Raw genomic sequence first — 25,570 nt, forward strand, 5'->3', positions numbered from 1 at the left:
TTCGCGCGTGAGCGTGTCGAGTTCGCGCGTGAGCGTGTCGACGGTTGCTTCGAGGCGCGCGACGCGATCGGCGAGCGGTAACGGCGTGGGTGGCGGCGTCGCGGCGATTGCGAATGCATCGGGTGCGGCGCGCGGGTTGCGCGGCTTGCGTTGCCGCAGCGTGTGCCCGACCCAGAACCCGACGGCGGCCCCGAGCAGCGAGCCGCTCGCGGCAGAGAAATCCCCGATCAACGCGGCGATGCCGCCCACGATGAAGCCGATTACGGCGAATGCCCAGTTCAACGCCTTGCTCCCTCTCACTATCGTTATCGTCCTTCGATCGCGGATCGCACCGGATCGAGGCGGTTTCGGCACGGCCGGCAGGCGAACCGGCATGCGCGCGCCATGCGGCCGGCCCTCGTGCGCAAGGCCCGCGGCAACGTCGCGGTCGGCGTGTTTGCGGGAATGTATCACAGCGATCGTTCGCCGATTTCCGGGTTTGGCGCGGTATCGCGGCGTGCGCCCTCGGGTGTCGCCATCCGGCTTTTTGCACGGTCATGCTTTTTACCGACGACGCGGCGGCTGCTTTCGTCTGAATAGATCGACGCCGGAACGGACGTCAACTTGTCGCAAAGCGACGCGTGCGCGATACGGCCTGGCGCAAAACCTCATGTGCCGTTCGCCGCGCTGCTGCGCACAAGTCCGGCGGGGGATGCCCGTCGTTGCTGGGTGTGCGCGTATTGCGCCGCCGCAATCGGCGGCGCGGCCCGCCGGGCGGGGCTGGCGGGTGTGTCGTATTTGCGCAAGCGTTTGTCGTAATTCGTCGGCAGGCCGGGGTTTTTTCTGGCAACTATGTAGGCACGCTATGACAAGCGCGAGTCCCCGCTACACGAGGAGAAGGTTTCGATGGATGCCCCCAAGGTTGTGGTCGAAGGTCTGTGCAAGGTGTTTGGAAGCAATCCCCAGCAGGCGCTCGACATGCTCGCCGCCGGCGCGACGAAGGACGATGTGCTCAAGCGCACCGGCCAGGTCGTCGGCGTGCACAACGTCTCCTTCGATGTGCAGGAAGGCGAAATTTTCGTGCTGATGGGCCTGTCCGGCTCCGGCAAGTCCACGCTGATCCGCCTCGTGAACCGGCTGGTCGATCCGAGCGCCGGCAAGGTGCTGATCGACGGGCTCGACGTCGCGTCGGCGCGCCGCTCGGCGCTGACCGCGCTGCGCCGCAAGGACATGAGCATGGTGTTCCAGTCGTTCGCGCTGATGCCGCATCGCACCGTCGTGTCGAATGCCGCGTTCGGGCTCGAAGTCGCGGGCATGGGCAAGAAGGAGCGCGAGCGCCGTGCGATGGAGGTGCTCGAGCAGGTCGGCCTCGCGCCGTTCTCGCACAAGCTGCCGTCCGAGCTGTCGGGCGGCATGCAGCAGCGCGTCGGCCTCGCTCGCGCGCTGGCCGTGAACCCGTCGCTGATGATCATGGACGAGGCGTTTTCCGCACTCGATCCGCTCAAGCGCCGCGAAATGCAGGACGTGCTGCTGCAACTGCAGAAGGAGCAGCGCCGCACGATCATGTTCGTGTCGCACGATCTCGAGGAAGCGCTGCGCATCGGCAACCGCATCGCGATCATGGAAGGCGGCCGCCTCGTGCAGGTCGGTACGCCGCAGGACATCATCGCGAACCCGGCCGACGATTACGTGCGCGCGTTCTTCGACGGCATCGACACCAGCCGCTATCTGACGGCGGGCGACCTGATGCAGACGGGCGCCGTGCCGACCATGTCGAAGTGCGATGCCGCGAACGTCGCGGCTTCGCTGAACGGCAGCGCCGAATACGCGTTCGTGCTCGATGCCGCACGCAAGATTCGCGGCTTCGTCACGCGCGAGGCGCTCGGTCAGGACACGCCGTCCGTGCGGCCGATCGAAAGCATCCGGCGCGATGCGTCGCTCGAACATGTCGTCGCGCGCGTGGTCGCGAGCCCGAATGCACTGCCCGTCGTCGACGACGACGGCTGCTACTGCGGCTCGGTCGATCGCGCGCTCATCCTGAAGGCCATCACGCGTTCGCGAGGTTCCCATGTCTGAAATGATTCCGCTCGGTACCTGGGTCGACCAGTCCGTTCACTACCTGCTCGACCACGACGCAAAGACGTTCGACGCGATCGGTCAAGCGATCGAGGGGCTCGCGGCATTCGTCGAGCATGGCCTGCAGGCGATCCCGATGTGGCTGATGATGGCGATCTTCATCGGCGTCGGGCTGTGGCGGGTGGGCTGGCGCTTCGCGCTGTTCACCACCGCATCGCTGCTGCTGATCTTCGCGACCGGCTTCTGGGACCAGACGGTCATCACGCTCGGCCTCACGCTGTCGTCGACGATCATCAGCCTCGTGCTAGGCATCCCGCTCGGCATCTGGGCGGCGAAGAGCAAGTGGGTCGCCGCGATCGTGCGCCCGATCCTCGACCTGATGCAGACGATGCCGGCGTTCGTTTACCTGATTCCGGCCGCGATGCTGTTCGGTCTCGGCCGCGTGCCGGGGATCCTGTCGACGGTGATCTTCGCGATGCCGCCCGCCGTGCGTCTCACGAGCCTCGGCATCCGCCACGTGAACCGCGAGATCGTCGAAGCCGGCCAGGCGTTCGGCTGCACGCCGTGGCAACTGCTGTACAAGGTGCAGTTCCCGAACGCGCTGCCGTCGATCATGCAGGGCGTGAACCAGACGATCATGATGGCGCTGTCGATGGTGATCATCGCGTCGATGGTCGGCGCGGGCGGCCTCGGCAACGACGTGCTCGCGAGTATCCAGCGCCTCGACATCGGTCTCGGCTTCGAAAGCGGTCTGTCGGTCGTGCTGCTCGCGATCATTCTCGACCGCATCACCGAGAGCTTCGGCCGCGCGCCGGGCACCGCGAAGGCGCCGCTGTTCTCGGGCCTCAAGCAGCTGTTCCGCGTGAAGGCCGCGCCCGCGCAGGCCTGAGCCCAGGCGGCCGGACCCGGCCGCTCACCCTGTATATGGATAACGACTTCCGCGGCTTCGGCCGCGGAGTTGGCCCCCTGCAACCTCCTCGCCAGGAGACCGATGTGACGTCCGCCGTCGCTGTCGCGCCCGCCGCCTGCGTTTCACCGGTTTCGTCCCTCGCCCATTTCGGCTTCCTCACGCTGCCGAACTTCTCGATGATCGCGTTCTCGAGCGCGGTCGAAGTGCTTCGGATGGCGAACTACGTCGGGCGGGCGGATCACTACAAGTGGTCGATCTACTCGCTCGACGGCGCGCCCGCGCATGCCAGCAACGGCATCGCGGTGCGGCCCACGCAGGCGCTCGACTACGAGAACCTGCCCGACGTGATGATCGTGTGCGGCGGCATCCGCATCCGCGACGTGGTCGACGAGCGCGCGCGCGATACGCTCGCGGCGCTCGCCGAACGCGGGCTGCCGCTCGGCGGCATCTGCACGGGCGCGTACGCACTGATGTCGAGCGGGCTGCTCGACGGCTATCGCTGCACCGTGCACTGGGAGAACCTGTCCGCGCTGCATTCCGAATTTCCGCAAGTGGGCTTCGCCGACGAGCTGTTCGTCGTCGATCGCGACCGGCTGACCTGCACGGGCGGCACCGCGCCGCTCGACCTGATGCTGAACCTCGTCGGCATGCGGTTCGGCCAGCAACTGGCTGCGCAGGTCTCCGAGCAGTTCATCCTGGAGCGCATCCGCAGTTCGACCGATACGCAGCCGATTCCGGTCGACGCGCGCGTCGGCTTTTCGCGCGCGGAGCTGATCGAGGTCGTGCGGCTGATGGAGGCGAACATCGAGGAGCCGCTGTCGCTCGAGGAACTCGCGCGGCTCGTGCGGCTGTCGCAGCGGCATCTGCAGCGCATGTTCAAGGTGTACCTGAACGTATCGCCGACCCACTATTACCTGACGCTGCGCCTGAAACGCGCACGCGACCTGCTGCGCACGACCGACGCATCGATCGCGCGCGTGACGACGGTCTGCGGCTTTCATTCGCCGTGCCATTTCAGCAAGGCATACCGCGCGCAGTTCGGTCACGCGCCGAGCTACGAGCGCCGGCTGCCGGGGCGCTGAACGGGGCCTCATTCGGTCCGCGACGTCGCCGGGATCGCGGCGCGCGGCTTCAATAAACGATCCCGGATTCAAGCAAACGACATCACTTTGAGGAGAAGCAAGATGAAGCGCCTATTGATCGCAGCGGTGTGCGGGATCGGGATGGCCGCGCCGATGTCGGCCGTTTATGCGGCCGATCCGCCCGTGTGCAAGAACGTGCGCTTCGCGGATGTCGGCTGGTCCGACATCGCGGCGACCACGGGCCTCGCGTCGACGATGCTGCAGGGACTCGGCTACAACCCGACGAAGACGATCGCGTCGGTGCCGATCACGTTCGCGGGGATCAAGAGCAAGCAGATCGATGTGTTCCTCGGCTACTGGTCGCCGACGATGGACCCGATCATCCAGCCGTTCACGAAGGCCGGCACGATCAAGGTGCTCGCGACGCCGAACCTGACCGGCGCGAAATACACGCTCGCGGTGCCCGACTACGTGTACCAGGGCGGCCTGAAGTCGTTCGCGGACATCCAGAAATATGCGGACAAGCTCAACGGCAAGATCTACGGGATCGAGCCCGGTAACGACGGCAACGCGCTGATCAAGAAGATGATCGACGGCAACCAGTTCGGCCTCGGCAAGTTCAAGCTGGTCGAGTCGAGCGAGGCCGGGATGCTCGTCGAGGTGAATCGCGCGATCCGCGACAAGCAGTGGATCGTGTTCCTCGGCTGGGAGCCGCATCCGATGAACGTGCAGATGAAGATCGACTACCTGACCGGCGGCGATGACGTGTTCGGTCCGAACTACGGCGAAGCGAAGGTGCTGACGGCGACGCCGCCCGACTACGCGCAGCGCTGCCCGAACGTCGCGAAGTTCGTGTCGAACCTGCAGTTCACGACGGCGATCGAGAACCACGTGATGGTGCCGATCATGAACAAGCAGGACCCGAACAAGGCCGCCGCCGCGTGGCTGAAGGCGAACCCGGACGCGCTCGACAAGTGGCTCGCGGGCGTGACGACGATCGACGGCAAGCCGGGCCTGCCGGCGGTGAAGGCGTATCTCGGCGCGCATTGAGCATGACGTGTCGGGCTTTGCGGCTGCGGCCCGAAGCCTGAACGTGAATGTTGAGCCGGCGTAAGCGAGGTGACCTGCTTGCGCCGGCTTTTTGCTGCGTGCTTCGCGCTCGCGCCGACGGCCCGCGGACGATGCGCTAGACTGCTCGATCCCCCATCGAGGAGACGGCAATGACCCGCAACACGCTTGATGCATCCGGACGGCAACACGCAGGCCGCATGCGGCCGAATCACGCGACCGCTTCGGCCGACACACGCTGCAACCGGACGATGCAGCGCTTCGGCCATTCATTCGCATGAAGCGCATCGAGCAAGTCGTGCTCGCCGCCGATCTCGCGGGCACGGCGGTGTTTGCGATCGAGGGCGCCAATGCGGCGATCGGCGCCGGTCTCGACCTGTTCGGGGTGATGGTGCTGTCGCTCGTCGTCGCGCTCGGCGGCGGCGTGATTCGCGACCTGCTGATCGGCGCTCGCCCGCCGAGCGCCGTGAGCGACTGGCGTTATCCGGCGCTCGCGTTCGCCGCCGGGCTGTTCGCATTCGTGTTTCATGCGCGGGTCGCGTCGTTTTCGCCGTCGCTGCTGATCACGCTCGATGCGGCCGGCCTTGCGTTGTTCGCGGTCGCGGGCGCGGCGAAGGCGCTCGAATTCCGCGTCCCCCCGTTCATTGCAACGCTGATGGGCGCCGTGACCGGTTGCGGGGGCGGCGTCGTGCGCGATCTGCTGCTCGCGCGGATACCCGTCGTGCTGGTCACGGACATCTATGCGAGTGCGGCGCTGCTCGGCGCGGTCGTCGTCGTGGTGTGCCGGCGGCTCGGTTGCCCGCCGGTCGTCGCGGCCGGGCTCGGCGGCGTCGCGTGCTTTGCGCTGCGGATGGCGGCGGTTCGGTTCGGCTGGCAGTTGCCGAAAATCGCCGCGGGCGCATAGGCGCCCGGCTCACGACCCCTTCGTCGCCGCCGGCACGTCGAACACGCGATCGAACGCCCACTGGAACACGAACGCGTAACAGAAGAAGAACGCGAACAGCGCGATATCGACGACGAACGCGTCGAACCACGAGATGTCGAGCCACCACGACACGACCGGCACGAGGATGAAGATCAGCCCGCCCTCGAATCCGGTCGCGTGCAGGATCCGCCGCCCGAGCGTGCGCGTCGGCTGTCGGCGCGACGCTTCCCAGCGCTCGAACAGCGCGTTGAAGACCATGTTCCACAGCATCGCGATCGCCGACATCGTCGCCGACAGCGCGCCCGAGTAGACGAGGTCCTGCTTGAAGATTGCCGCGATCGCGGGCGAGATGCAGGAAATGGCGATCGCTTCGTAGAGCACCGCCTGCGTGATCCTGCGCGGTAGGCCTTGCACGGTTCCTCCGGCTCGAGAGTGACCGTCGCGGCACCATGCCGCAACGTCCCGCAAGGCTAGTCGCGTTGCGCGCCCGCTTCAATTCACCTAATCTCAACCCGATTGAATCGAATTCAACCCGGCCGCATCCTGCCCGCGAGGCTCCGTGTTCTCGAAAATTCCCCTGACCGCATTGCGTGTATTCGAATCGTCGGCGCGGCTCGGCACGTTCAAGGCCGCCGCGGAAGAACTGTCCGTGACGCCGGCCGCCGTGTCGCATCAGATCAAGTCGCTCGAAAGCCGCGTCGGCGTGCTGCTGTTCGAGCGTGGCGCGGGCGGCGTGCGGCTGACGGAAGAAGGCGAGCAACTGTTTCGCGCGAGTCACGATGCGTTGCTGGCGTTGAGCCGCGGGCTGGATGCGCTGCGGCCGGACGCGGCCGAGGCGCGCCCGCTCGTGCTGACCACGACGCCCGCGTTTGCGGCGATGTGGCTGATTCCGCGTCTCGGTGCGTTTCGCCGCGTCGATCCGTACCTGCACATCAAGGTCGAAACGGGGAACGCGCTCGTCGATCTCGAACGCGATGCACGGATCGATCTCGCGATTCGCGCGACGTCGCGCACGTTTCCCGCGCTGCACGAGATTGCGTTGATCGACGAGTATTTCGGCGCGTATGCGGCCGCCGGGTTCGACGCGCATCGCACCGACGCGCCGCTCGACCTGATCGAAACCGTGTGGGATACGCCGCTGCCGGTGTCGGTCGACTGGGCGTCGTGGTGTCGTGCGGCGGGCCGGGAAGCATGGCTCGAACGTGCGGTGTTTCGCCATTACGACGACGAGCACTACGCGTTGCAGGCCGTGCTGCACGGGCAGGGCATCGCGCTGCTCAGCTCCGTGCTGGCCGCCGAGCATGTCGAGCGCGGTGCGTTGACGCCGATCGAGCCTGCGGTGCGCGTCGCCGGTGCGCGCTTCGTCGCGCTGTGCCGGCCGGGGCGCGAGCGCGAGCCGCAGGTCAGACGGTTTCTCGACTGGCTCGAAGCGGAAATCGCACGGACGCGCGGCGCGGTGGCGCGGATGGCGCCTGACGATGCACGCGTCGCTATCCGAACCTGACGCAATACACCGGCGGCAGGTGCGCCGATACCTGTCGCCAATGGTCGCCGCCATCGGCGGACGTCCATAACCCGCCGGTCGTCGATGCCATCGCGAGGCGCGTGCCGGAATCGTCCACCGCGAGTCCGTGCCGGTACACGAGGTCGTACGCGGGCGCGGCCGGCAACCCGTTCGACAGGCTCTCGAAACTGCGGCCGCCGTCGCGCGTGCGCGTGACGACGAGCCGGCCGTTCACCGGAATCCGGCACGCGTCCTTCACGGCCGGCACGAACCACGCGGTATCGGGATCGTGCGGATGCACGGCCACCGCGAAACCGAAGCTCGACGGCTGCGCTTCGATCCGCCGCCAGTGTTCGCCGCGGTTGGTTGAGCGGAAGATCGCGCAGTGATGCTGCGTCCACAAGACGTCGGGGTTGGCCGCGCACTGCACGACGCGGTGCGGGTCCTGCATGTTCGGCTCGCCGCGTCGCTCGGGCGGCATGTAGTCGGCTTCCATGCCTTCCGCCGTGACGCGCCACGTCGCGCCGCCGTCCTCGGTCTGCCACACGCCGCCGCACGAGACGCCGACGGTGACGTGCCGGCTGTCGCGCGGATCGATCATCACCGAATGGATGCCTGGCGCGTCGTACCCGCCGCCGCCCCATTCGGCGCGTTCGGGGCGATCCCACAGCGGGCGGTTCAGTACCCACGAATCGCCGTGGTCGTCCGAGCGGAACAGGCCGCCGGGAATCGTGCCGGCCCACAGGGCGCCGGGCTCGTCCGTGCCGCCGGCTTCGAGCGACCAGATTTGCTGAAGCGTCCACGGCGGCTGCGGCGTCCCGGCAGCGGCAGCCGCGTCGTCGGTTTCGCCGCTGCCGGCGTGCGGTTCGGCACGGGCGGGTGACGCATCGGCGGGCTGCGGCGGATAAACCGGGACTGCGCATTCCGCCCAGCCGGCGGCGCCTGCGCGCAGGCGATGCAGCTTCACGCCGAAATGGCCCAGATTGAGCGCCGCATACAGCGTGCCGTCGCGCGGGTCGGCGAGCGCCATGCTGACGGGCTCACCGATGAAATGCGGTTCGCCGAGCGTCCAGCCGCCATGACCGTCGGGTTGCAGGACGAACAGGCCCTTGCGGGTGGCGACGAGCAGTCGATCGTTCATGGACGATGTCTCCGGATGGCCCGCCTGGCGCGACGGCGCTTGGTATGGGGAATGCGCCGGTGCATCGGTCCCTTTATCCGCCGGTCAGCGCCTGCACGACATACACGCGGCTGGTGGCCGCGAGCGCATCGGACAGGTGTTGGCGGTCGCGGATCGGCTGGCCGTCGATGAACACCGACAAGTGCTTTCGCAGCGCGCCCTGATCGTCGACGATGTAGCCGCGCAGCCGCGGCTGCTCGCTGAAAATGGTGTCGAATGCTTCGCCGACCGTGTGCGCGTCGATGTCGCGCTCGGGCGTTTCGACGTGCCGCTGGATCGACGCGGCGAAGAAGAGGTGCGCCATGGCGGTAGCTGGCAGGAGCCGCACGAAGGGACGGCTTGTAGTTTAGGCGATCCGGCGGGCGCCGAAAGGCGGAACGGAGCCGCCGTGCGCCGCGCGGCCGCTAAACCGGAATCGACTGCCCCCTGATCCGGATCCCGAGCCGCACGACGCCGATCACCGCATTCGACAGCCACGTGAGCCAGCGCGGCATCCCGCGCCGGCGGATATCGAGCAGCAGCACGATCCGAACCGCGTCGCTGGCATTCCACACCTCGTGCGTGAACGTGTCGTCCCACAGCAGGAAGCGCCCTTCGTCGAGCCGGTATTCGCGCCCGTCAACCTTCAGCACGGCGGCCGGCGTGCCGTCCGCGCGCGTCGGCATCGACAGCACGAGATACCCGCGCAGGATGCCGCGAAACGGCCCGCGATGCGGCGGGATGTGCTTGCCGGGCGCGAGGAACGACAGCGACGCGGACAGCACGTCCGGCGACGCCGCGACGAGCGACGCGACGGTCGGGCAGCGCGACAGGTTGCGCGCAAACGGCTGACCGTACGCCTGCATGATGAACATCCGCCAGTCGCGGGCGTCGTTGGCCGAGATGTCGTACTGCTCGCGCATGATTTCGTGAAAGCGCGGGATGCGCGGCATGTCGCGTGCGACGTCGAGCGCCTCCGCGCGGATCTCGGGCCACGCGCGCACGAAACGCTCGGCATCCGGGAATGCGGCCGCGTCGAGCACCGCGCCGCTGTCGATATGGCGGTCGTACAGCCTGCGCAGCAGGGCGGCTGCATGGTCGTAGGCGGCGGACATGATCGATCGATGGGCGGCCCGGACGAAGTGGTGGTCAGTCTGCCCGAAGCGCGACGGGCACTGCGTTACGTCAGGTTACGCCGGCTGACGAATGAATGACAGTTCGATAAAAAACGGCCGCGGCGAATGGAACGACCGGGAATAAACCGCGCCTCTCCGTCGTCATACGGGTGTAGCACATCGTTTCGTTGACTGATGAAGGAGTGGAACATGAACACGCACTGGCTGGTGGCCGCCACGGTGGCGGCGATTTCTCTCGCAGGTGTCGCGACGCAAGCGTCGGCACAGGCGCTCACGCACGAACAGGTCCGGCAGGAACTCGTCGATGCGGAAAACAACGGGCTGCGCTTCGTGACCGATACGTCGTATCCGGACGTGAGCCCGCTGTTCCGGCACCAGGCCGATCAGATGCCGCAGCGGCAAGCGAGCACGGCAGTCGGCGGCGATCCGGCCATGTCGTCCGAAGCGGGCAAGCCGGCGGCGATGTCGCCGCGTCGAAGCGCCGCCGCATGCGTCGGCCCCGCGAGCTTCTGCACGATCTATTTCGGAAGCTGATTTACCTGCTTGCCTCCGCAGGTCACGCCTGTCCCGTGGTTGATTGATACGTCACATTCAAGGAGTTCACGATGAAAACTTGTATCGCACTACTGACGATGATCGGGGCGATCGTCGGTCAGTCGGCATTCGCGCAATCGGCCGTGCCGCTGACGCGTGCGCAGGTTCGCGACGAACTGATGCGCGTCGAAGCGGCCGGGTACGATCCGGCGAAGGGCGATGACGGCGAGTATCCGGCCGATATCCAGGCTGCGGAAGCGAAGCTCGCGGAGCAGGACCGCGCGCGGCTGGCGGCGTCGGCCGCGCCGGCGGCCGGGCCCGGCATGCCGGCGCAGGTCGCCAACTAGGCGCCGACATGTACCCGTGTTGTACTAGACCGTCGGCGTCGCGGCAGAACGAGGCACGCGCGCAGACGAATCGCGGAGAGGGGGCGTGCGGTGTCGACGCGGCGCCGATACGCTCTTCATGCAGGCGGGCGGGATGCAACGTGCGTCGTTGCGCGTCGGGGAATCGGTCGGGCCGCGTCGATGCGGCCCGACCCGGCGCCGATCAGCGCCGCTCGTCCGCGATATGGCTGCGGATCACGTCCGCGAACGACGCGTCGCCTTTCAGCCCGAGCGCTTCCGCGCGCGACGTATCCCAACGGCCCGGCCAGCTGCCGACGATCTTCTCGACGCGTTCGTCGGGCGCATGACGGATCAGCTTCACGACCTCGTCGCCCGCGACTTCGCGCAGCGCCGCGATCATCTCGTCGACCGACACCGACAGCCCCGGCAGATTGATCACGCGCTTGTTGCCGAGCTTCGCGCTGTCGATCTCGCACCCGGCGACGAGCGCATCGATCGCGCCGCGCGGCGACAGCAGCCACAGCCGCGTCGAGCCGGGCACCGGGCACACGCTTTCCTCGCCGTTCAGCGGCTCGCGGATGATGCCGCTCGCGAACGACGACGCGGCCGCGTTAGGCCGGCCGGGCCGCACGCTGATGGTCGGCAGCCGCAGCACGCGGCCGTCGACGAAGCCGCGCCGCGCGTAGTCGCACAGCAGCAGTTCGGCGATCGCCTTCTCGGCGCCGTACGACGATTGCGGGTTCAGCGCGGTGTCGTCCTGCACGACGTCGGGCAGCGTGCCGCCATACACCGCGACGGAACTCGTGAACACGACGCGCGGCTGGTGGCCGCGTGCGCGGCACACTTCGAGCAGCGTGCGCGACGCGTCGAGGTTGATCCGCATCCCGAGATCGAAATCGGCCTCGGCCTGCCCGCTGACGATCGCCGCGAGATGGAAGATCGCACCCGTGCGCGTGTCGATCGCGCTTTCGAGCACCGCGCGATCGGCGATGTCGCCGACGATCGACGTCACGCGCGCGTCGCCGAAATCGCTGCCCTGGACGACGTCGAGCAGCACGAGCTCGTCGATCTTCTCGATGCGACCGTCGGGGCCGGTGAGTTCGCCGCGCTCGAGCAGCTTGCGCGCGAGACGCTGGCCGAGAAAGCCGGCGCCGCCGGTAATCAGTACTTTCATGTTCGTTGCCCTTTGAGGAATGCTTGAATTACAGGTACGGCCTGATCCAGCCCAGACCTTCCGACGTGCCGGCCTTCGGCCGATATTCGCAGCCGATCCAGCCGTCGTAGCCGAGCGCGTCGATCAGCGCGAACAGATACGGGTAGTTGAGTTCGCCGACGTCCGGCTCGTGGCGTTCGGGCACGCCCGCGATCTGGATATGGCCGATGCCCGCGAAATCGCGCTTGAGTTTCATCGCGAGATCGCCTTCGACGATCTGGCAGTGGTAGCAGTCGAACTGCACGTTCAGGTTCGGCGCGCCGACTTCCGCGCGGATCGCCTGCGCGTCGTCCTGGCGGCTCAGGAAATAGCCGGGCATGTCGCGCTGGTTGATCGGCTCGATCAGGATCGTGACGCCGTGCGCGGCGGCGGCCTGCGCCGCATGACGCAGGTTCGCCAGATACGTGTCGCGATGGCGTGCGCGGTCGGCGCCCGGCGGCACCATGCCGGCCATCACGTGCAGTTTCTTGTTGCCGAGCACGCGTGCATAGTCGAGCGCCTGGCCGATGCCGCGGCGGAATTCGTCCTCTCGGCCCGGCAGCGATGCGATGCCGCGCTCGCCCGCGGCCCAGTCGCCCGGCGGCGCGTTGAACAGCGCCTGTTCGAGGCCGTGCGCGTCGAGGCGCGCGCGAATGTCCTCGGCGGCGAAGTCGTACGGGAACAGGTACTCGACGGCCTTGAAGCCGTCGCGGGCGGCAGCGGCGAAGCGGTCGAGAAACGCATGCTCGGTGTACATCATCGAGAGGTTGGCGGCGAAGCGTGGCATGGCAGCGGGTCCTGTGTATGAATGGGGCGGAGCGCCGTGCGCCCCGCGTCGAATGATGAATCGGCCAGCGGCGGATCAGCGGTTCACGAGCTTGGGCGGCGTGAGCCACACGGCGATCGCGCCGATCACCAGCATCGCGGCGAGCACGTACATGCCGGACGCGGTGCTGTGCGTGGCGTCCTTCAGGTAACCGATCACGTACGGGCTCGCGAAACCGGCGAGGTTGCCGACCGAGTTGATGATCGCGATCCCGGCTGCGGCGGCGGAGCCCGCGAGGAACGCGGTCGGCAGCGACCAGAACAGCGGGGCGCAGGTCAGCACGCCGCCTGCCGCGAGCGACAGGAACACGATCGACACCGCCGTATTGTGCGAGTACGACGCGGCGACCGCAAACCCGACCGCGCCCATCAGCGCCGGCACGATCAGGTGCCAGCGACGTTCGCGGCGCTTGTCCGCACTGTGGCCGAACAGGTTCATCACGACGATCGCGACGACGAACGGAATCGCGGACAGCAGGCCGATCTGCAGCGTGTCGGTGATGCCGGTCGATTTGACGAGCGTCGGCATCCAGAACGTGAGCCCGTACTGGCCGGTGACGAACGCGAAGTAGATCAGCGACATCCACCACATGCGCGGGTCCGAGAACACGGCCTTCAGCGAATGGCCGTGCTGCTGCTGTTCCTGCGGTTGCGCGGCGATTTCGTCCTCGAGCAACTGCTTCTCGCGCTCGTCGAGCCATTTCGCGCCGCGGATGTTGTTGTCGAGATACAGGATCGTCGCGATGCCGACGAGCACGGCCGGCACGGCTTCGATCATGAACATCCATTGCCAGCCGTGGAAGCCCGAGCCGCCGTGGAAGCGCTCCATGATCCAGCCCGACAGCGGGTTGCCGAAGATGCCCGACACCGGAATCGCGGACATGAACACCGCGATGATCTTCGCGCGGCGATGCGACGGGAACCAGTACGTGAGGTACAGGATCACGCCCGGATAGAAGCCGGCTTCCGCGAGCCCGAGCAGGAAGCGCAGCACGTAGAATTGCGTCGGCGTCTGCACGAACGCGAACAGCGCGGACAGCAGACCCCACGTGATCATGATCCGAGCGATCCAGATGCGCGCGCCGATGCGGTGCATCAGCAGGTTGCTTGGCAGTTCGAACAGAAAGTAGCCAAGAAAGAAAATCCCCGCGCCGAGGCCGAATACGGTTTCGCTGAACGCGAGATCCTGCGACATCTGCAGCTTGGCGAAGCCGACGTTCACGCGGTCGAGATACGCGACCACGTAGCAGAGCATCAGGAACGGCACGATGCGCCAGAACACTTTCCTGTAGGTGCGGTCGAGTTCGCCCGATTGGGCGGCCGCGGCGGGCGAGCGGCTTGCGGCCGCGTCGAGAGCAGTCATCGTCGTCTCCAATGATGTTATGTGCCGGCGGCGTGTACGCCGCCGGTCGTGTGTGCTGACGGAAAGGCCCGTGCACACGGCGGGCATGAAAATCTGTACGTACTACTGCATGATCAGGTCACGGCGCGTTACCAGCGCGCGCCGAAGCTCTGGCGCAGTTCGTCCAGCGCGGCGTCGGACAGCGGTTCGGGCTTCGGCTGGGTCATCAGCCACAGCCGCGCGGTTTCCTCGAGCTCCTCGAGCGCATACGACGCGTGCGAGACCGACGGTCCCCACATCACGGGACCGAGGCGATCGAGCAGCACGCCGCGCACCCGGTCGGCCAGCGCCGCCACTTCGGCCGCGACGGCCGGGTCGCCGGGGCGGCGGTAACGGATCAGCGGAATGTGGCCGACCTTCATCACGTAGTACGGCGTGATCGGCGGCAGCACGTCGGTGTCGCGCCACACGCCCGCGAGCGTCAATGCGACGAGATGCGTCGAATGCGTGTGGACGACGCCATGCGCCTCTGCGTTGCGCGCATAGATACCGCGATGCAGCGCGAGCGTCTTCGACGGCTTGCCGCCCGATACGGGCTGGCCGTCGGCGCCGACCTTCGCGATGTCGTTCGGATCGAGCCGGCCGAGGCAGGCGTCGGTCGGCGTGATCAGCCAGCCGTCGTTCAGGCGGGCGCTGATGTTGCCGGCGCTGCCGACCGCATGGCCGCGCGCATACAGGCTCGCGCCGACCACGCAGATCTCTTCGCGCAGTTTTGCTTCGTCGCTCATCGTGCGGCTCCGTCCAGCGCGCGCAGCGCCTTGTCGAAAAAGTCCGTGGTGCCGAAGTTGCCGGATTTCAGCGCGAGGCCGAGCGGCTGTGTATCGATCGTGGCCGTGGCCGGCACGCCCGGATCGATCTGCGCGCCGATCTGCAGCGACTTCACGTCGAGCGCCTGCACGACCGCGCCGGACGTCTCGCCGCCGGCCACGACGAACTTGCGCACGCCGAGTTCGCGCAGCCTGCGGGCGATCGCCGCGAGCGTGCTTTCGACGAGATGGCCGGCCGCGTCGACGCCGAGCGCCTGCTGCACGGCCTTCACTTCGTCGGGCGTCGCGGTCGCGTAGATCAGCACGGGCTGCGGCAGGTGCGAGCGGGCAAAGGCGAGCGCCTGCTCGACGACGGGCTCGCCGCGCGAGGCTGCGAGCGGATCGATGCGGAAGCTCGGCCGCGTCGCGCGCCACGCGGCGACCTGCGCGTTGGTAGCCTTCGATGCACTGCCGGCGAGCACGGCCGACAGGCCTTCGATGCACGGCAGCGACGCCGCGTTGTCGCGCTCGGGCAACTGCTCCGCGCGGCGGAAATTCGCCGGCAGACCGAGCGCGATGCCCGATCCGCCGGTGACGAGCGGCAGGCCCGCGCACGCTTCGCCGAGGACGTAGAGGTCGCGGTCCGACAGCGCGTCGGCGATCGCGAGGCGCGCGCCCTCCGCGCGCAGCTGGTCGATCCGCGCGCGCACGGCGGCCGCGCCGAGCGCGATCGTGTCGTAGCGAATCAGGCCCACCGGGGACCTCGTCTGCCGTTGCAGCACGCGCACGAGGTTCGCGTCCTTCATCGGTGTGAGCGGGTGATGCTCCATCCCCGATTCGTTCAGCAGCACGTCGCCGACGAACAAGTGGCCGCGGTAGATCGTGCGGCCGTTCTCGGGGAACGCCGGGCACGCGATCGTGAAGCCGCCGCCGGCCGCGTCGAGCAGTGCGTCGGCCACCGGCCCGATGTTGCCCGCGTCGGTCGAGTCGAACGTCGAGCAATACTTGAAGTAGAACTGGCGGCACCCTTGTGCGCGCAACCATTCGTAGGCGGCGAGCGATTGCGCGACGGCGTCGGCGGCGGGGATCGTGCGCGACTTGAGCGCGACGACGATCGCGTCGGCGTCGACGATCGTGTCGGCCGCGCCGTCGGCGGGCACGCCGATCGTCTGCACGGTGCGCATGCCGCTCTTGACGAGCATGTTCGCGAGATCGGTCGCGCCGGTGAAATCGTCGGCGATGCAGCCGAGCAGGGGACGGGAAGCGGAAGCGGTCATGGCAGGCACGTCGTTCGAATCAGCGGGCGGGCGGCAGCGTGATGCCGGGGAAAGTCTTGATCACGGCGGAATCGTCCTCGCCGCCGTGGCCGGCGCTCGACGCGCTCATGAACATCTGGTGCGCGGTGGCGGAGAGCGGCAGCGGGAATTTGCTGCGGCGCGCGGTATCGAGCACGAGGCCGAGATCCTTCACGAAGATGTCGACGGCCGACAGCGGCGTGTAGTCGCCGTTCAGGATGTGCGGCACGCGGTTCTCGAACATCCACGAATTGCCCGCGCTGTGCGTGATCACGTCGTACAGCGCGTCGGCATCGACGCCTTCGCGCAACCCGAGCGCCATCGCTTCGGCGGCGGCCGCGATATGCACGCCGGCCAGCAACTGGTTGATGATCTTCACTTTCGAGCCGATGCCGTGCGCATCGCCGAGACGGTACACCTTGCCGGCGATCGCGGCGAGCACGTCCTCGCAGCCTGCATAGGCGGCTGCCGGGCCCGACGTCATCATCGTCATCTCGCCGGAAGCCGCGCGCGCGGCGCCGCCCGACACGGGCGCGTCGAGCATTTGCAGGCCGGCCGCTTCGACGCGTGCGCCGAGCGCGACCGCGAATTCGGGCGCGACGGTCGCGCTCGCGATCACGACGCCGCCCGGCTTCATCGCCGCGACCGCACCGTGTTCGCCGAACAGCACCGTTTCGGTTTGCGCGGCATTGACGACGAGCGTGACGACGACGTCGCACTGCGCGCCGAGTTCGGCCGGCGTCGCGCACGCGATGCCGCCTTCGGCGGCGAACGCCTGCAGCACGGTGTCGCGCACGTCGCATGCGTGGACGCGCAGGCCGGCGCGCAGCAGCGAGCGCGCGACGCCGAGGCCCATCGCGCCGAGGCCGATGACTCCAACATTTCGTGACATGGTCAACCTTGATCGATTCGAAAGAGGGTTCGAGACAACGGCGGCGGGCGCCGCCGGCTTCAGCAGATGCCGGCTTCCGCGAGACGGCGGGCGGCGTTGTACATGTGCGTGCGCGCCGCGTTGCGCGCGGCCATCGGGTCGCGTGCGCGGATCGCGTCGGCGATCGCCGCGTGCTCTTCGCGCACCTGCCGCGAGAAATCCTCGCGCGTCGCTTCGTTGCTGCGCGTGACCTTCACGCCGGCTTCGAGGTACTGGTTCAGGAACTGCAGCGTCTTCAGGAAATACGGGTTGCCGGTGACGGCCGCGATCGTGCGGTGGAACGCGACGTCCTCCGCGACGCCGTCACGCCCTTCGGCCACCGCTTGGTCGATCTTGCGCAGCGCGTCGTCGATGTCGGCCATGTCGTCGGCGGTGTGGTGCAGCGCGGCTTCGGCCGCGACTTCCGCCTCGATCGCGCGGCGCACCGCGAGCAGATGCGGCAGCGAGCTCGCCTCGACGGCTTCCGCGTAGTCGATCCGCAGCGGACGGATCGCGCCGTGCTGGTTCACGAATACGCCGCTGCCCTGGCGCGGCTCGACCACGCCTTCGTTCTTCAGCCGCGAAATCGCCTCGCGGATCACGGTACGGCTCACGCCGAATTCCTGCGCGAGCACGGCTTCGGTCGGCAGCTTGCCGGTGGCCGAGAAGCTGCCCACTTCGATCTGCTTGAGCAGTTGCTGCGCGACGTGGTCGCTCATCGCACGGGCGGGAATTTTCTCGAACATGATGCTCATGTTTGTAAGGTGATGTGGTCATCATACAAATTTGAGCGAGCATCAGCATCCGGGATAACCCTCGTTCAAGGAGTGCAACGTCGGCTAAATTGATTGGAACCGGTTCCAAAAGAATCGAAACCGACGCGAACGGTGTCGTTCTGCAGTCGGTCAGGGGAGGGTGGGCCGCCCGGGCCCGTCAGTCGGCGATGTCCTCGACGGCGTCGGCCGACGGATCGTGCATCGCGGCCACTTCGGCCACGTCGCCGCCGCGCTCGCGATACGTCGCCGGCGGCACGCCGAACTGCTTGCGGAATTCGCGCCCGAGGTGCGACGCGTCGGCGAATCCGCAGCTCGACGCGATATCGGCGACCGTGCGGTCCGAACTCGTCAGCAGCCACGCGGCCGTACGCAGCCGCACCTGCTTCGCGAATGCCTGCGGGCTCCTGCCGGTCTCGGCCTTGAACAGCCGTTCGAGCTGCCGCGTCGACAGGTCGAGCTTGCACGCGAGTTCCTCGAGCGGCAGCGCGCGCCCCACATGCTGTTCCATCAGAAGAATCGCGCGCTTGACCTTCGGGTGCGTCGCCGGCTCGAGCCCCGGCGGATGCGGCTGCGGCGCATTGCCTTTCTGCATCTCGCCGACGAGCAGGATGCGCAGCGCCTTCTGCACGGTCGCGTGATCGAAATGGCGCAGCAGGATCGCGGCGGCGACGTCGATCGACGCACGGCCACCCGAGCACGTAATCCGGCGCCGGTCGATCACGAACAGCCGGTCGGCGATCAGCAGGTCGGGATCGGCGGACGGAAAGCGCTCGATGAAATCCCAGTAATGGAACCAGCTCACGCAGGTGCGGTAGCCGTCGAGCACGCCGGCGCGCATCAGCGTGAACACGCCGGTGCAGATGCCGACGACCGTCGCGCCGCCCGTCGCCGCGCGGCGGATGAAATCGAGCGTTTCAGGGCCGGCCTGCGGCCCCGAATGCAGCAGCCCGCCCACCACCACCACATAGTCGAACGGCTCGGCCGCGTCGAACGTCTCCCACGGCGTGATCTGGATCCCGCAGCTCGCGCGCACCGGCGCGAGCGTGTCGCCGATCACGCTCCACGCGCAGCGCACGGGCTTGCTGTAGTCGCCGTCGTCGGCCGACAGCCGCAGCATGTCGACGAAGCCGGAGAAGGCCGTCAGCGTGAAGTTCGGCAGCAGCACGATGCCGAAGCGGATGCGCCGCGGCGCGGGTTCTGCGAGGGGGGAAGCGGGTACGTCGGGGGTCATCGCGGCCAATCTCGTCACGCCGGGCAGGCGGTCTCACTCGTTTCACACTGTTTGCGGGTTGCGGCTGCCGGAGGCGGCGCGGATGCAGCCAGCGTCGCCGATCGGCCGCGGCCGGACTTGTGGTTTTTCGTCGCGAACCATCGCCAAAACGCACTTTCGGGCCGGCCGGCACGGCGCTTGGCGGTGGTATCCCACGCCGATGCCGTTTTTGTTCTATCGGCCGATTTTACGCTTTGATGTACTGGTGCCCAACGACATTTCACGCATGCAACCCAAAGGAAGCCAGATGAACGTCAGCGCGTTCGACCTGTTCAAGATCGGCATCGGCCCGTCCAGTTCGCATACGGTCGGCCCGATGATCGCCGCGTGCCGCTTCGCGTCGCACGTCGAGGACGCGAACCTGCTCGGCTTCGTGCGCCGCGTGCGGGTCGAGCTGTACGGCTCGCTCGGCGCGACCGGCAAGGGCCACGGCACCGACAAGGCCGTGCTGCTCGGCCTCGAGGGCCACCTGCCGGACACGATCGATCCGGACCTGATCGAACCGCGGCTCGCCGCGATCCGCGCGGAGAAGTCGCTGTCGCTGCTCGGCAAGCAGACGGTGCGCTTCGACGAAAAGGAGCACATCGGCTTTTATCGCAAGCTGATGAGCGGGACGAGCATCGTGCACCCGAACGGGATGCGCTTCCAGGCATTCGACGAGCACGGCCAGCTGCTGGTCGAGAAAGAGTATTACTCGGTCGGCGGCGGCTTCGTCGTGAACCGCGACGGCGATCGCGTGAACGGCGTGCGGGCGGCGGTCGAGGTGCCGTATCCGTTTCGCACCGGCGACGACCTGATGCGCCAGTGCCGCGAACACGGGTTGTCGATCGCCGAACTGATGCTGCGCAACGAATGCGCGCTGCGCCCCGCCGACGAAGTGCGCGCCGGGCTGCTCGCGATCTGGCGCACGATGGCCGCCTGCGTCGAGCGCGGCTGCAAGGTCGAGGGCGACCTGCCGGGGCCGATGCGCGTGAAGCGCCGCGCGGCCGAGCTGAACGGCCGCCTGCGTTCGCGTTCCGAAGAGTCGCTGCGCGACCCGCTGTCGATGCTCGACTGGGTCAACCTGTATGCGATGGCCGTCAACGAAGAGAACGCGGCCGGCGGCCGCGTCGTCACCGCGCCGACCAACGGCGCGGCCGGCGTGATCCCCGCGGTGCTGCACTACTACGTGAAATTCGTGCCGGGCTCGAACGAAGCCGGCATCGTCGAATTCCTGCTGACGGCCGCCGCGATCGGGATCATCTACAAGGAAACCGCATCGATCTCCGGCGCGGAAGTCGGTTGCCAGGGCGAAGTGGGCGTCGCGTGCTCGATGGCCGCGGCCGCGCTCGCCGCGGTGATGGGCGGCACGCCGGATCAGGTCGAGAACGCGGCCGAGATCGGCATGGAGCACAACCTCGGGATGACTTGCGACCCGGTCGGCGGGCTCGTGCAGATCCCGTGCATCGAGCGCAACGCGATGGGCGCGATCAAGGCGCTGAACGCGTCGCGCATGGCGCTCAAGGGTAACGGCCAGCACTACGTGTCGCTCGATTCGGTCATCAAGACGATGCGCGAGACGGGTGCCGACATGAAGACGAAATACAAGGAAACGTCGCGCGGCGGCCTCGCCGTGAACGTCATCGAATGCTAACGAAGGATCACTAACATGAGCCGCTACTCGATATTCAGCCTGTTCCGCAACGGCCTCTCGTATCACGAGAACTGGGAAAAGCAGTGGAAGAGCCCGGAACCGAAGAAGGAATACGACGTCGTGATCGTCGGCGGCGGCGGCCACGGCCTGGCGACCGCGTACTACCTCGCGAAGGAGCACGGGATCACGAACGTCGCGATCCTCGAGAAGGGCTGGATCGGCGGCGGCAACACCGCGCGCAACACGACGATCGTGCGCTCGAACTATCTGTGGGACGAATCGGCCGCGCTGTATGAAAAAGCGATGAAGCTGTGGGAAGGGCTGTCGCAGGATCTCAACTACAACGTGATGTTCAGCCAGCGCGGCGTGATGAACCTCGCGCACACGCTGCAGGACGTGCGCGACACCGAACGCCGCGTGAACGCGAACCGGCTGAACGGCGTGGACGCCGAATTCCTGACGCCCGCGCAGATCAAGGAAATCGAGCCGACGATCAACCTGAACAGCCGCTACCCGGTGCTCGGCGCATCGATCCAGCGCCGTGCGGGCGTCGCACGCCACGACGCGGTGGCCTGGGGCTTCGCGCGCGGCGCGGACCGCGCCGGCGTCGACATCATCCAGAACTGCCAGGTGACGGGCATTCGCCGCGAAGGCGGCGCGGTGGTCGGCGTCGACACGGTGAAGGGTTTCATCAAGGCGAAGAAGGTCGCGGTGGTGGCCGCCGGCAACACGACGACGCTCGCCGACATGGCCGGCATCCGCCTGCCGATCGAAAGCCACCCGCTGCAGGCGCTGGTGTCCGAGCCGATCAAGCCGGTCGTGAACTCGGTGATCATGTCGAACGCGGTGCACGCGTACATCAGTCAGTCCGACAAGGGCGACCTCGTGATCGGCGCCGGTATCGACCAGTACACGGGCTTCGGCCAGCGCGGCAGCTTCCACATCATCGAAAGCACGCTGCAGGCGATCATCGAGATGTTCCCGGTGTTCTCGCGCGTGCGGATGAACCGCCAGTGGGGCGGCATCGTCGACGTGTCGCCGGACGCGTGCCCGATCATCACCAAGACCGACGTGAAGGGCCTGTATTTCAACTGCGGCTGGGGCACCGGCGGCTTCAAGGCGACGCCGGGCTCGGGCTGGGTGTTCGCGCACACGATCGCCCGCGACGAACCGCATCCGCTGAACGCGCCGTTCGCGCTCGACCGCTTCTACACGGGCCACCTGATCGACGAGCACGGCGCTGCCGCCGTCGCGCACTAACCGCACTGAGGAGAAGGAAACATGTTGCTGATCGAATGTCCGTGGTGCGGGCCGCGCGCCGAATCCGAGTTCACGTGCGGCGGCGAAGCCGACATCGTGCGTCCGGTGGCGAACGAGACGATGACCGACCGCGAATGGGGCGAATACGTGTTCATGCGCGAGAACAAGCGCGGGCTCCACAAGGAGCAATGGCTGCACACGCAGGGCTGCCGCCGCTGGTTCAAGGTGACGCGCGACACGGTCACCTACGATATCAAGGGATACGAAAAGTTCGGTGGGGCTGCCGCCAGCGGCGCCGCTGCCGGCAACGCACACGAAGAGGGCACGAGCAAATGAGCCAGAAAGACCGCCTCGGCACCGGTGGCCGAATCAATCGCGCGATTCCGTTGACGTTCACGTTCAACGGCCGCACGTACCAGGGCTTCCAGGGCGACACGCTCGCGTCCGCGCTGCTCGCGAACGGCGTGCACTTCGTCGCGCGCAGCTTCAAGTACCACCGTCCGCGCGGGATCGTGACGGCGGACGTCGCGGAGCCGAATGCCGTCGTGCAGCTCGAAACCGGCCCGTACACCGTGCCGAATGCGCGCGCGACCGAGATCGAGCTGTACCAGGGGCTCGTCGCGACGAGCGTGAACGCCGAGCCGACGCTCGAGAACGACAAGTACGCGATCAACCAGAAGTTCTCGCGCTTCATGCCGGCCGGGTTCTACTACAAGACGTTCATGTGGCCGCGCAACATGTGGCCCAAGTACGAAGAGAAGATCCGCGAAGCGGCCGGTCTCGGCAAGGCGCCCGAGGTGCTCGACGCCGATCGCTACGACAAGTGCTACGCGCACTGCGACGTGCTCGTGGTCGGCGGTGGCCCGTCGGGCCTCGCCGCCGCGCATGCGGCCGCCACGGCCGGCGCGCGCGTGATCCTCGTCGACGACCAGCGCGAACTCGGCGGCAGCCTGCTGTCGTGCCGCGCGGAGATCGACGCGAAGCCCGCGCTGCAGTGGGTCGAGAAGATCGAGGCCGAGCTGCGCAAGCTGCCCGACGTGACGATCCTGTCGCGCAGCACCGCGTTCGGCTATCAGGACCACAACCTCGTGACGGTCACGCAGCGCCTGACCGATCACCTGCCGGTGTCGATGCGCAAGGGCACGCGCGAGCTGCTGTGGAAGGTCCGCGCGAAGCGCGTGATCCTCGCGACCGGCGCGCACGAGCGGCCGATCGTGTTCGGCAACAACGACCTGCCGGGCGTGATGCTGGCGGGCGCGGTGTCGACCTACGTGCATCGCTTCGGCGTGCTGCCGGGCCGCAACGTGGTCGTGTTCACGAACAACGATCGTGCGTACCAGACCGCGCTCGATCTGAAGGCGTGCGGCGCGAAGGTGACGGTCGTCGATTCGCGCGCGTCGTCGAACGGCGCGCTGCCGGCGGCGGCCAAGCGGCAGGGCGTGACGGTGATGAGCGGTGCGGTCGTCACGGCTGCTTCGGGCAAGTGGCGCGTATCGTCGGTCGACGTCGCGTCCTACTCGAACGGCCAGACCGGCGGCAAGCTGCAGACGCTGCCGTGCGACCTCGTCGCGATGTCGGGCGGCTTCAGCCCGGTGCTGCACCTGTTCGCGCAGTCGGGCGGCAAGGCGTGCTGGAACGACGAGAAGGCGTGTTTCCTGCCGGGCAAGCCCGTGCAGGCGGAAGCGAGCATCGGTGCGGCGGCCGGCGAATTCGGGCTCGCCCGTGCGCTGCGCCTCGCGGTCGATGCAGGCGTGGAAGCGGCGAAGGCGGCGGGCTTCACGGCCGCGCAGCGCCCGGCCGCACCGCAGGTTGCCGAAACCGTCGAAGGCGCATTGCAGCCGTTGTGGCTCGTCGGCAGCCGCGAGGCCGCCGCGCGCGGACCGAAGCAGTTCGTCGATTTCCAGAACGACGTCGCGGCGGCCGACATCCTGCTCGCGGCGCGCGAAGGCTTCGAATCGGTCGAGCACGTGAAGCGCTATACGGCGATGGGCTTCGGCACCGACCAGGGCAAGCTCGGCAACATCAACGGGATGGCGATCCTCGCGGGCGCGCTCGGCAAGACGATCCCGGAAACGGGCACGACGACGTTCCGCCCGAACTACACGCCGGTGTCGTTCGGCACGTTCGCGGGCCGCGAGACGGGCGATTTCCTCGACCCGATCCGCAAGACGGCCGTGCACGAATGGCACGTCGAGCACGGCGCGATGTTCGAGGACGTCGGTAACTGGAAGCGGCCGTGGTATTTCCCGAAGAACGGCGAGGATCTCCATGCGGCCGTGAAGCGCGAATGCCTCGCGGTGCGCAACAGCGTCGGCATCCTCGACGCGTCGACGCTCGGCAAGATCGACATCCAGGGTCCGGACGCGGTGAAGCTGCTGAACTGGATGTACACGAACCCGTGGAACAAGCTCGAAGTGGGCAAGTGCCGCTACGGGCTGATGCTCGACGAAAACGGGATGGTGTTCGACGACGGCGTGACCGTGCGCCTCGCCGACCAGCATTTCATGATGACCACCACCACCGGCGGCGCGGCGCGCGTGCTGACGTGGCTCGAGCGCTGGCTGCAGACCGAATGGCCCGACATGAAGGTGCGGCTCGCGTCCGTCACCGATCACTGGGCGACGTTCGCGGTGGTCGGCCCGAAGAGCCGCAAGGTCGTGCAGAAGGTGTGCCAGGACATCGACTTCGGCAACGACGCGTTCCCGTTCATGAGCTACCGCAACGGCACCGTCGCCGGCGCGAAGGCGCGCGTGATGCGGATCAGCTTCTCGGGCGAGCTGGCCTACGAAGTGAACGTGCCGGCGAATGCGGGCCGCGCGGTGTGGGAAGCGCTGATGGCGGCCGGCGCCGAGTTCGACATCACGCCGTACGGCACTGAAACGATGCACGTGCTGCGCGCGGAGAAGGGCTACATCATCGTCGGTCAGGATACCGACGGATCGATCACGCCGTTCGACCTCGGGATGGGCGGGGTCGTCGCGAAGTCGAAGGACTTCCTCGGCAAGCGCTCGCTGTCGCGCTCGGATACCGCGAAGGAAGGCCGCAAGCAGTTCGTCGGCCTGCTGACCGAAGACGAACAGTTCGTGCTGCCGGAAGGCGCGCAGATCATCGCGAAGGACACGCAGGTGTCGGCAACGGATCCGACGCCGATGATCGGCCACGTGACGTCGAGCTACTACAGCCCGATCCTGAAGCGCTCCATCGCGCTCGCGGTCGTGAAGGGCGGCCTGAACAAGATGGGCGAGAGCGTCGTGATTCCGCTGGCCAACGGCAAGCGCATCACCGCGAAGATCTCGAGCCCGGTTTTCTACGATACCGAAGGGGTGCGTCAGCATGTGGAATGAAACGAGAAACCAGACGCAGGTGGCGGGCGCGGGCGGCGTGACGCTTGAATCGCCGTTCGTCGGCGCGGCCGACGTGCTGAAGCCGCACCAGGCGCGCGCTTCGAAGAAGTTCACGCTGCGCGAGCGGCCGTTTCTCGATCTCGTCAACGTGCGCGGCGAGTTGAGCGATCCGGCATTCGTCGCCGCGTTCGAGCGCG

Annotated in this window: 23 protein-coding genes and 2 pseudogenes; 13 read left to right on the forward strand and 12 right to left on the reverse strand. The window is 67.4% G+C overall.

From position 1 onward, the window contains the following. Positions 1-763: 763 nt before the first annotated feature. The 5 genes and pseudogenes from A9Z05_RS11945 to A9Z05_RS11965 form a co-directional block, all read left to right on the forward strand. Positions 764-2,055 (forward strand): annotated as a pseudogene (locus A9Z05_RS11945) (glycine betaine/L-proline ABC transporter ATP-binding protein); the annotation flags it as partial. Continuing rightward, complete coding sequence (gene choW / locus A9Z05_RS11950) at positions 2,048-2,944, forward strand: choline ABC transporter permease subunit (protein WP_059732582.1); 897 nt, start codon at positions 2,048-2,050, stop codon at positions 2,942-2,944. The pseudogene A9Z05_RS11945 and the gene choW, both read left to right, overlap by 8 nt. A gap of 104 nt (positions 2,945-3,048) precedes the next feature. Then, positions 3,049-4,047 carry a GlxA family transcriptional regulator gene (locus A9Z05_RS11955; RefSeq protein WP_069618269.1) on the forward strand — a complete coding sequence of 333 codons (999 nt, stop codon included), beginning with the start codon at positions 3,049-3,051 and terminating at the stop codon, positions 4,045-4,047. A gap of 102 nt (positions 4,048-4,149) precedes the next feature. Continuing rightward, positions 4,150-5,097: a choline ABC transporter substrate-binding protein gene (locus A9Z05_RS11960; protein WP_069618270.1), complete on the forward strand. Its 948-nt coding sequence runs from the start codon at positions 4,150-4,152 to the stop codon at positions 5,095-5,097. A 295-nt stretch (positions 5,098-5,392) separates the two neighbouring features. After that, positions 5,393-6,019, forward strand: coding sequence for a trimeric intracellular cation channel family protein (locus tag A9Z05_RS11965; protein WP_069618271.1), 627 nt, complete (start codon positions 5,393-5,395; stop codon positions 6,017-6,019). A 9-nt stretch (positions 6,020-6,028) separates the two neighbouring features. Here A9Z05_RS11965 and A9Z05_RS11970 read toward each other — a convergent pair whose 3' ends face one another. Continuing rightward, a complete protein-coding gene (locus A9Z05_RS11970) occupies positions 6,029-6,454 on the reverse strand; it encodes a PACE efflux transporter (protein WP_069618272.1) in 426 nt (141 codons plus the stop codon). A 145-nt stretch (positions 6,455-6,599) separates the two neighbouring features. Here A9Z05_RS11970 and A9Z05_RS11975 point away from each other — a divergent pair, with 145 nt between their 5' ends. Next, positions 6,600-7,544 carry a LysR substrate-binding domain-containing protein gene (locus A9Z05_RS11975; protein WP_069618273.1) on the forward strand — a complete coding sequence of 315 codons (945 nt, stop codon included), beginning with the start codon at positions 6,600-6,602 and terminating at the stop codon, positions 7,542-7,544. On the opposite strand, the gene A9Z05_RS11980 is transcribed toward A9Z05_RS11975, so the two are convergent. The 3 genes from A9Z05_RS11980 to A9Z05_RS11990 form a co-directional block, all read right to left on the reverse strand. Further along, positions 7,531-8,685, reverse strand: a complete 1,155-nt coding sequence (locus A9Z05_RS11980) for a sialidase (RefSeq protein ID WP_069618274.1) — start codon at positions 8,683-8,685, stop codon at positions 7,531-7,533. The two genes, A9Z05_RS11975 and A9Z05_RS11980, sit on opposite strands and share 14 nt — an antisense overlap. A 73-nt stretch (positions 8,686-8,758) precedes the next feature. Beyond that, complete coding sequence (locus A9Z05_RS11985) at positions 8,759-9,028, reverse strand: MoaD/ThiS family protein (RefSeq protein ID WP_069618275.1); 270 nt, start codon at positions 9,026-9,028, stop codon at positions 8,759-8,761. Positions 9,029-9,128: 100 nt separating this feature from the next. After that, positions 9,129-9,818, reverse strand: a complete 690-nt coding sequence (locus tag A9Z05_RS11990) for an aspartyl/asparaginyl beta-hydroxylase domain-containing protein (RefSeq protein WP_069618276.1) — start codon at positions 9,816-9,818, stop codon at positions 9,129-9,131. A 210-nt stretch (positions 9,819-10,028) separates the two neighbouring features. Between A9Z05_RS11990 and A9Z05_RS11995 the strand changes: the two genes are divergently transcribed. Both A9Z05_RS11995 and A9Z05_RS12000 read left to right on the forward strand, forming a co-directional pair. Further along, positions 10,029-10,373, forward strand: coding sequence for a DUF4148 domain-containing protein (locus A9Z05_RS11995; protein WP_069618277.1), 345 nt, complete (start codon positions 10,029-10,031; stop codon positions 10,371-10,373). A gap of 71 nt (positions 10,374-10,444) precedes the next feature. Further along, a complete protein-coding gene (locus tag A9Z05_RS12000) occupies positions 10,445-10,720 on the forward strand; it encodes a DUF4148 domain-containing protein (protein ID WP_069618278.1) in 276 nt (91 codons plus the stop codon). A gap of 202 nt (positions 10,721-10,922) precedes the next feature. Here the strand turns inward: A9Z05_RS12000 and denD are convergent, their stop codons facing one another. The 8 genes from denD to A9Z05_RS12040 form a co-directional block, all read right to left on the reverse strand. Continuing rightward, entirely contained in the window at positions 10,923-11,894 is a 972-nt protein-coding gene (denD, locus tag A9Z05_RS12005; RefSeq protein WP_069618279.1) for a D-erythronate dehydrogenase, read from the reverse strand. 28 nt (positions 11,895-11,922) lie between these two features. Next, a complete protein-coding gene (otnI, locus tag A9Z05_RS12010; RefSeq protein ID WP_069618280.1) occupies positions 11,923-12,699 on the reverse strand; it encodes a 2-oxo-tetronate isomerase in 777 nt (258 codons plus the stop codon). 75 nt (positions 12,700-12,774) lie between these two features. Continuing rightward, complete coding sequence (locus A9Z05_RS12015; RefSeq protein WP_069618281.1) at positions 12,775-14,100, reverse strand: MFS transporter; 1,326 nt, start codon at positions 14,098-14,100, stop codon at positions 12,775-12,777. Between the two features lie 128 nt (positions 14,101-14,228). Next, the gene (locus tag A9Z05_RS12020) at positions 14,229-14,867 is read right to left on the reverse strand and encodes an aldolase (protein WP_069618282.1); all 639 of its coding nucleotides are present in this window, start codon (positions 14,865-14,867) and stop codon (positions 14,229-14,231) included. Further along, positions 14,864-16,162 carry a 3-oxo-tetronate kinase gene (gene otnK / locus A9Z05_RS12025; RefSeq protein ID WP_069618283.1) on the reverse strand — a complete coding sequence of 433 codons (1,299 nt, stop codon included), beginning with the start codon at positions 16,160-16,162 and terminating at the stop codon, positions 14,864-14,866. Before otnK ends, A9Z05_RS12020 begins: the two co-directional genes overlap by 4 nt. A 19-nt stretch (positions 16,163-16,181) precedes the next feature. Beyond that, positions 16,182-17,072 carry an L-threonate dehydrogenase gene (gene ltnD, locus A9Z05_RS12030; protein ID WP_069618284.1) on the reverse strand — a complete coding sequence of 297 codons (891 nt, stop codon included), beginning with the start codon at positions 17,070-17,072 and terminating at the stop codon, positions 16,182-16,184. Between the two features lie 59 nt (positions 17,073-17,131). Further along, entirely contained in the window at positions 17,132-17,836 is a 705-nt protein-coding gene (locus A9Z05_RS12035; protein WP_069618287.1) for a FadR/GntR family transcriptional regulator, read from the reverse strand. A 187-nt stretch (positions 17,837-18,023) separates the two neighbouring features. Next, entirely contained in the window at positions 18,024-19,097 is a 1,074-nt protein-coding gene (locus tag A9Z05_RS12040) for a GlxA family transcriptional regulator (protein WP_069618288.1), read from the reverse strand. Positions 19,098-19,383: 286 nt separating this feature from the next. Between A9Z05_RS12040 and A9Z05_RS12045 the strand changes: the two genes are divergently transcribed. The 5 genes and pseudogenes from A9Z05_RS12045 to A9Z05_RS12065 all read left to right on the forward strand — a co-directional run. After that, the gene (locus tag A9Z05_RS12045) at positions 19,384-20,769 is read left to right on the forward strand and encodes an L-serine ammonia-lyase (RefSeq protein WP_011694831.1); all 1,386 of its coding nucleotides are present in this window, start codon (positions 19,384-19,386) and stop codon (positions 20,767-20,769) included. A gap of 15 nt (positions 20,770-20,784) precedes the next feature. Further along, the gene (locus tag A9Z05_RS12050) at positions 20,785-22,029 is read left to right on the forward strand and encodes a sarcosine oxidase subunit beta family protein (protein WP_034204196.1); all 1,245 of its coding nucleotides are present in this window, start codon (positions 20,785-20,787) and stop codon (positions 22,027-22,029) included. Positions 22,030-22,050: 21 nt separating this feature from the next. Beyond that, on the forward strand, positions 22,051-22,365 hold the full coding sequence (locus A9Z05_RS12055; RefSeq protein WP_069618285.1) for a sarcosine oxidase subunit delta: 315 nt from the start codon (positions 22,051-22,053) through the stop codon (positions 22,363-22,365). Beyond that, positions 22,362-25,373, forward strand: a complete 3,012-nt coding sequence (locus A9Z05_RS12060; protein ID WP_069618286.1) for a sarcosine oxidase subunit alpha family protein — start codon at positions 22,362-22,364, stop codon at positions 25,371-25,373. Before A9Z05_RS12055 ends, A9Z05_RS12060 begins: the two co-directional genes overlap by 4 nt. Beyond that, positions 25,363-25,570 (forward strand): annotated as a pseudogene (locus tag A9Z05_RS12065) (sarcosine oxidase subunit gamma); the annotation flags it as partial. The gene A9Z05_RS12060 and the pseudogene A9Z05_RS12065, both read left to right, overlap by 11 nt.

The organism is Burkholderia sp. A2 (genome assembly GCF_001729305.1).
GTDB classification, from domain to species: domain Bacteria; phylum Pseudomonadota; class Gammaproteobacteria; order Burkholderiales; family Burkholderiaceae; genus Burkholderia; species Burkholderia sola.

What these genes read in the sequence shown, in the direction of transcription:
- A9Z05_RS12060 (WP_069618286.1), top strand. Translation starts at nt 22,362, where the DNA reads ATGAGCCAGAAAGACCGCCTCGGCACCGGTGGCCGAATCAATCGCGCG.
- A9Z05_RS11965 (WP_069618271.1), top strand. Translation starts at nt 5,393, where the DNA reads ATGAAGCGCATCGAGCAAGTCGTGCTCGCCGCCGATCTCGCGGGCACG.
- A9Z05_RS12050 (WP_034204196.1), top strand. Translation starts at nt 20,785, where the DNA reads ATGAGCCGCTACTCGATATTCAGCCTGTTCCGCAACGGCCTCTCGTAT.
- A9Z05_RS11995 (WP_069618277.1), top strand. Translation starts at nt 10,029, where the DNA reads ATGAACACGCACTGGCTGGTGGCCGCCACGGTGGCGGCGATTTCTCTC.
- A9Z05_RS12045 (WP_011694831.1), top strand. Translation starts at nt 19,384, where the DNA reads ATGAACGTCAGCGCGTTCGACCTGTTCAAGATCGGCATCGGCCCGTCC.
- A9Z05_RS12000 (WP_069618278.1), top strand. Translation starts at nt 10,445, where the DNA reads ATGAAAACTTGTATCGCACTACTGACGATGATCGGGGCGATCGTCGGT.
- ltnD (WP_069618284.1), bottom strand. Translation starts at nt 17,072, where the DNA reads ATGTCACGAAATGTTGGAGTCATCGGCCTCGGCGCGATGGGCCTCGGC.
- A9Z05_RS12015 (WP_069618281.1), bottom strand. Translation starts at nt 14,100, where the DNA reads ATGACTGCTCTCGACGCGGCCGCAAGCCGCTCGCCCGCCGCGGCCGCC.
- A9Z05_RS11980 (WP_069618274.1), bottom strand. Translation starts at nt 8,685, where the DNA reads ATGAACGATCGACTGCTCGTCGCCACCCGCAAGGGCCTGTTCGTCCTG.
- A9Z05_RS12040 (WP_069618288.1), bottom strand. Translation starts at nt 19,097, where the DNA reads ATGACCCCCGACGTACCCGCTTCCCCCCTCGCAGAACCCGCGCCGCGG.
- A9Z05_RS12035 (WP_069618287.1), bottom strand. Translation starts at nt 17,836, where the DNA reads ATGTTCGAGAAAATTCCCGCCCGTGCGATGAGCGACCACGTCGCGCAG.
- A9Z05_RS11990 (WP_069618276.1), bottom strand. Translation starts at nt 9,818, where the DNA reads ATGTCCGCCGCCTACGACCATGCAGCCGCCCTGCTGCGCAGGCTGTAC.
- A9Z05_RS12020 (WP_069618282.1), bottom strand. Translation starts at nt 14,867, where the DNA reads ATGAGCGACGAAGCAAAACTGCGCGAAGAGATCTGCGTGGTCGGCGCG.
- choW (WP_059732582.1), top strand. Translation starts at nt 2,048, where the DNA reads ATGTCTGAAATGATTCCGCTCGGTACCTGGGTCGACCAGTCCGTTCAC.
- otnI (WP_069618280.1), bottom strand. Translation starts at nt 12,699, where the DNA reads ATGCCACGCTTCGCCGCCAACCTCTCGATGATGTACACCGAGCATGCG.
- denD (WP_069618279.1), bottom strand. Translation starts at nt 11,894, where the DNA reads ATGAAAGTACTGATTACCGGCGGCGCCGGCTTTCTCGGCCAGCGTCTC.
- otnK (WP_069618283.1), bottom strand. Translation starts at nt 16,162, where the DNA reads ATGACCGCTTCCGCTTCCCGTCCCCTGCTCGGCTGCATCGCCGACGAT.
- A9Z05_RS11985 (WP_069618275.1), bottom strand. Translation starts at nt 9,028, where the DNA reads ATGGCGCACCTCTTCTTCGCCGCGTCGATCCAGCGGCACGTCGAAACG.
- A9Z05_RS11960 (WP_069618270.1), top strand. Translation starts at nt 4,150, where the DNA reads ATGAAGCGCCTATTGATCGCAGCGGTGTGCGGGATCGGGATGGCCGCG.
- A9Z05_RS12055 (WP_069618285.1), top strand. Translation starts at nt 22,051, where the DNA reads ATGTTGCTGATCGAATGTCCGTGGTGCGGGCCGCGCGCCGAATCCGAG.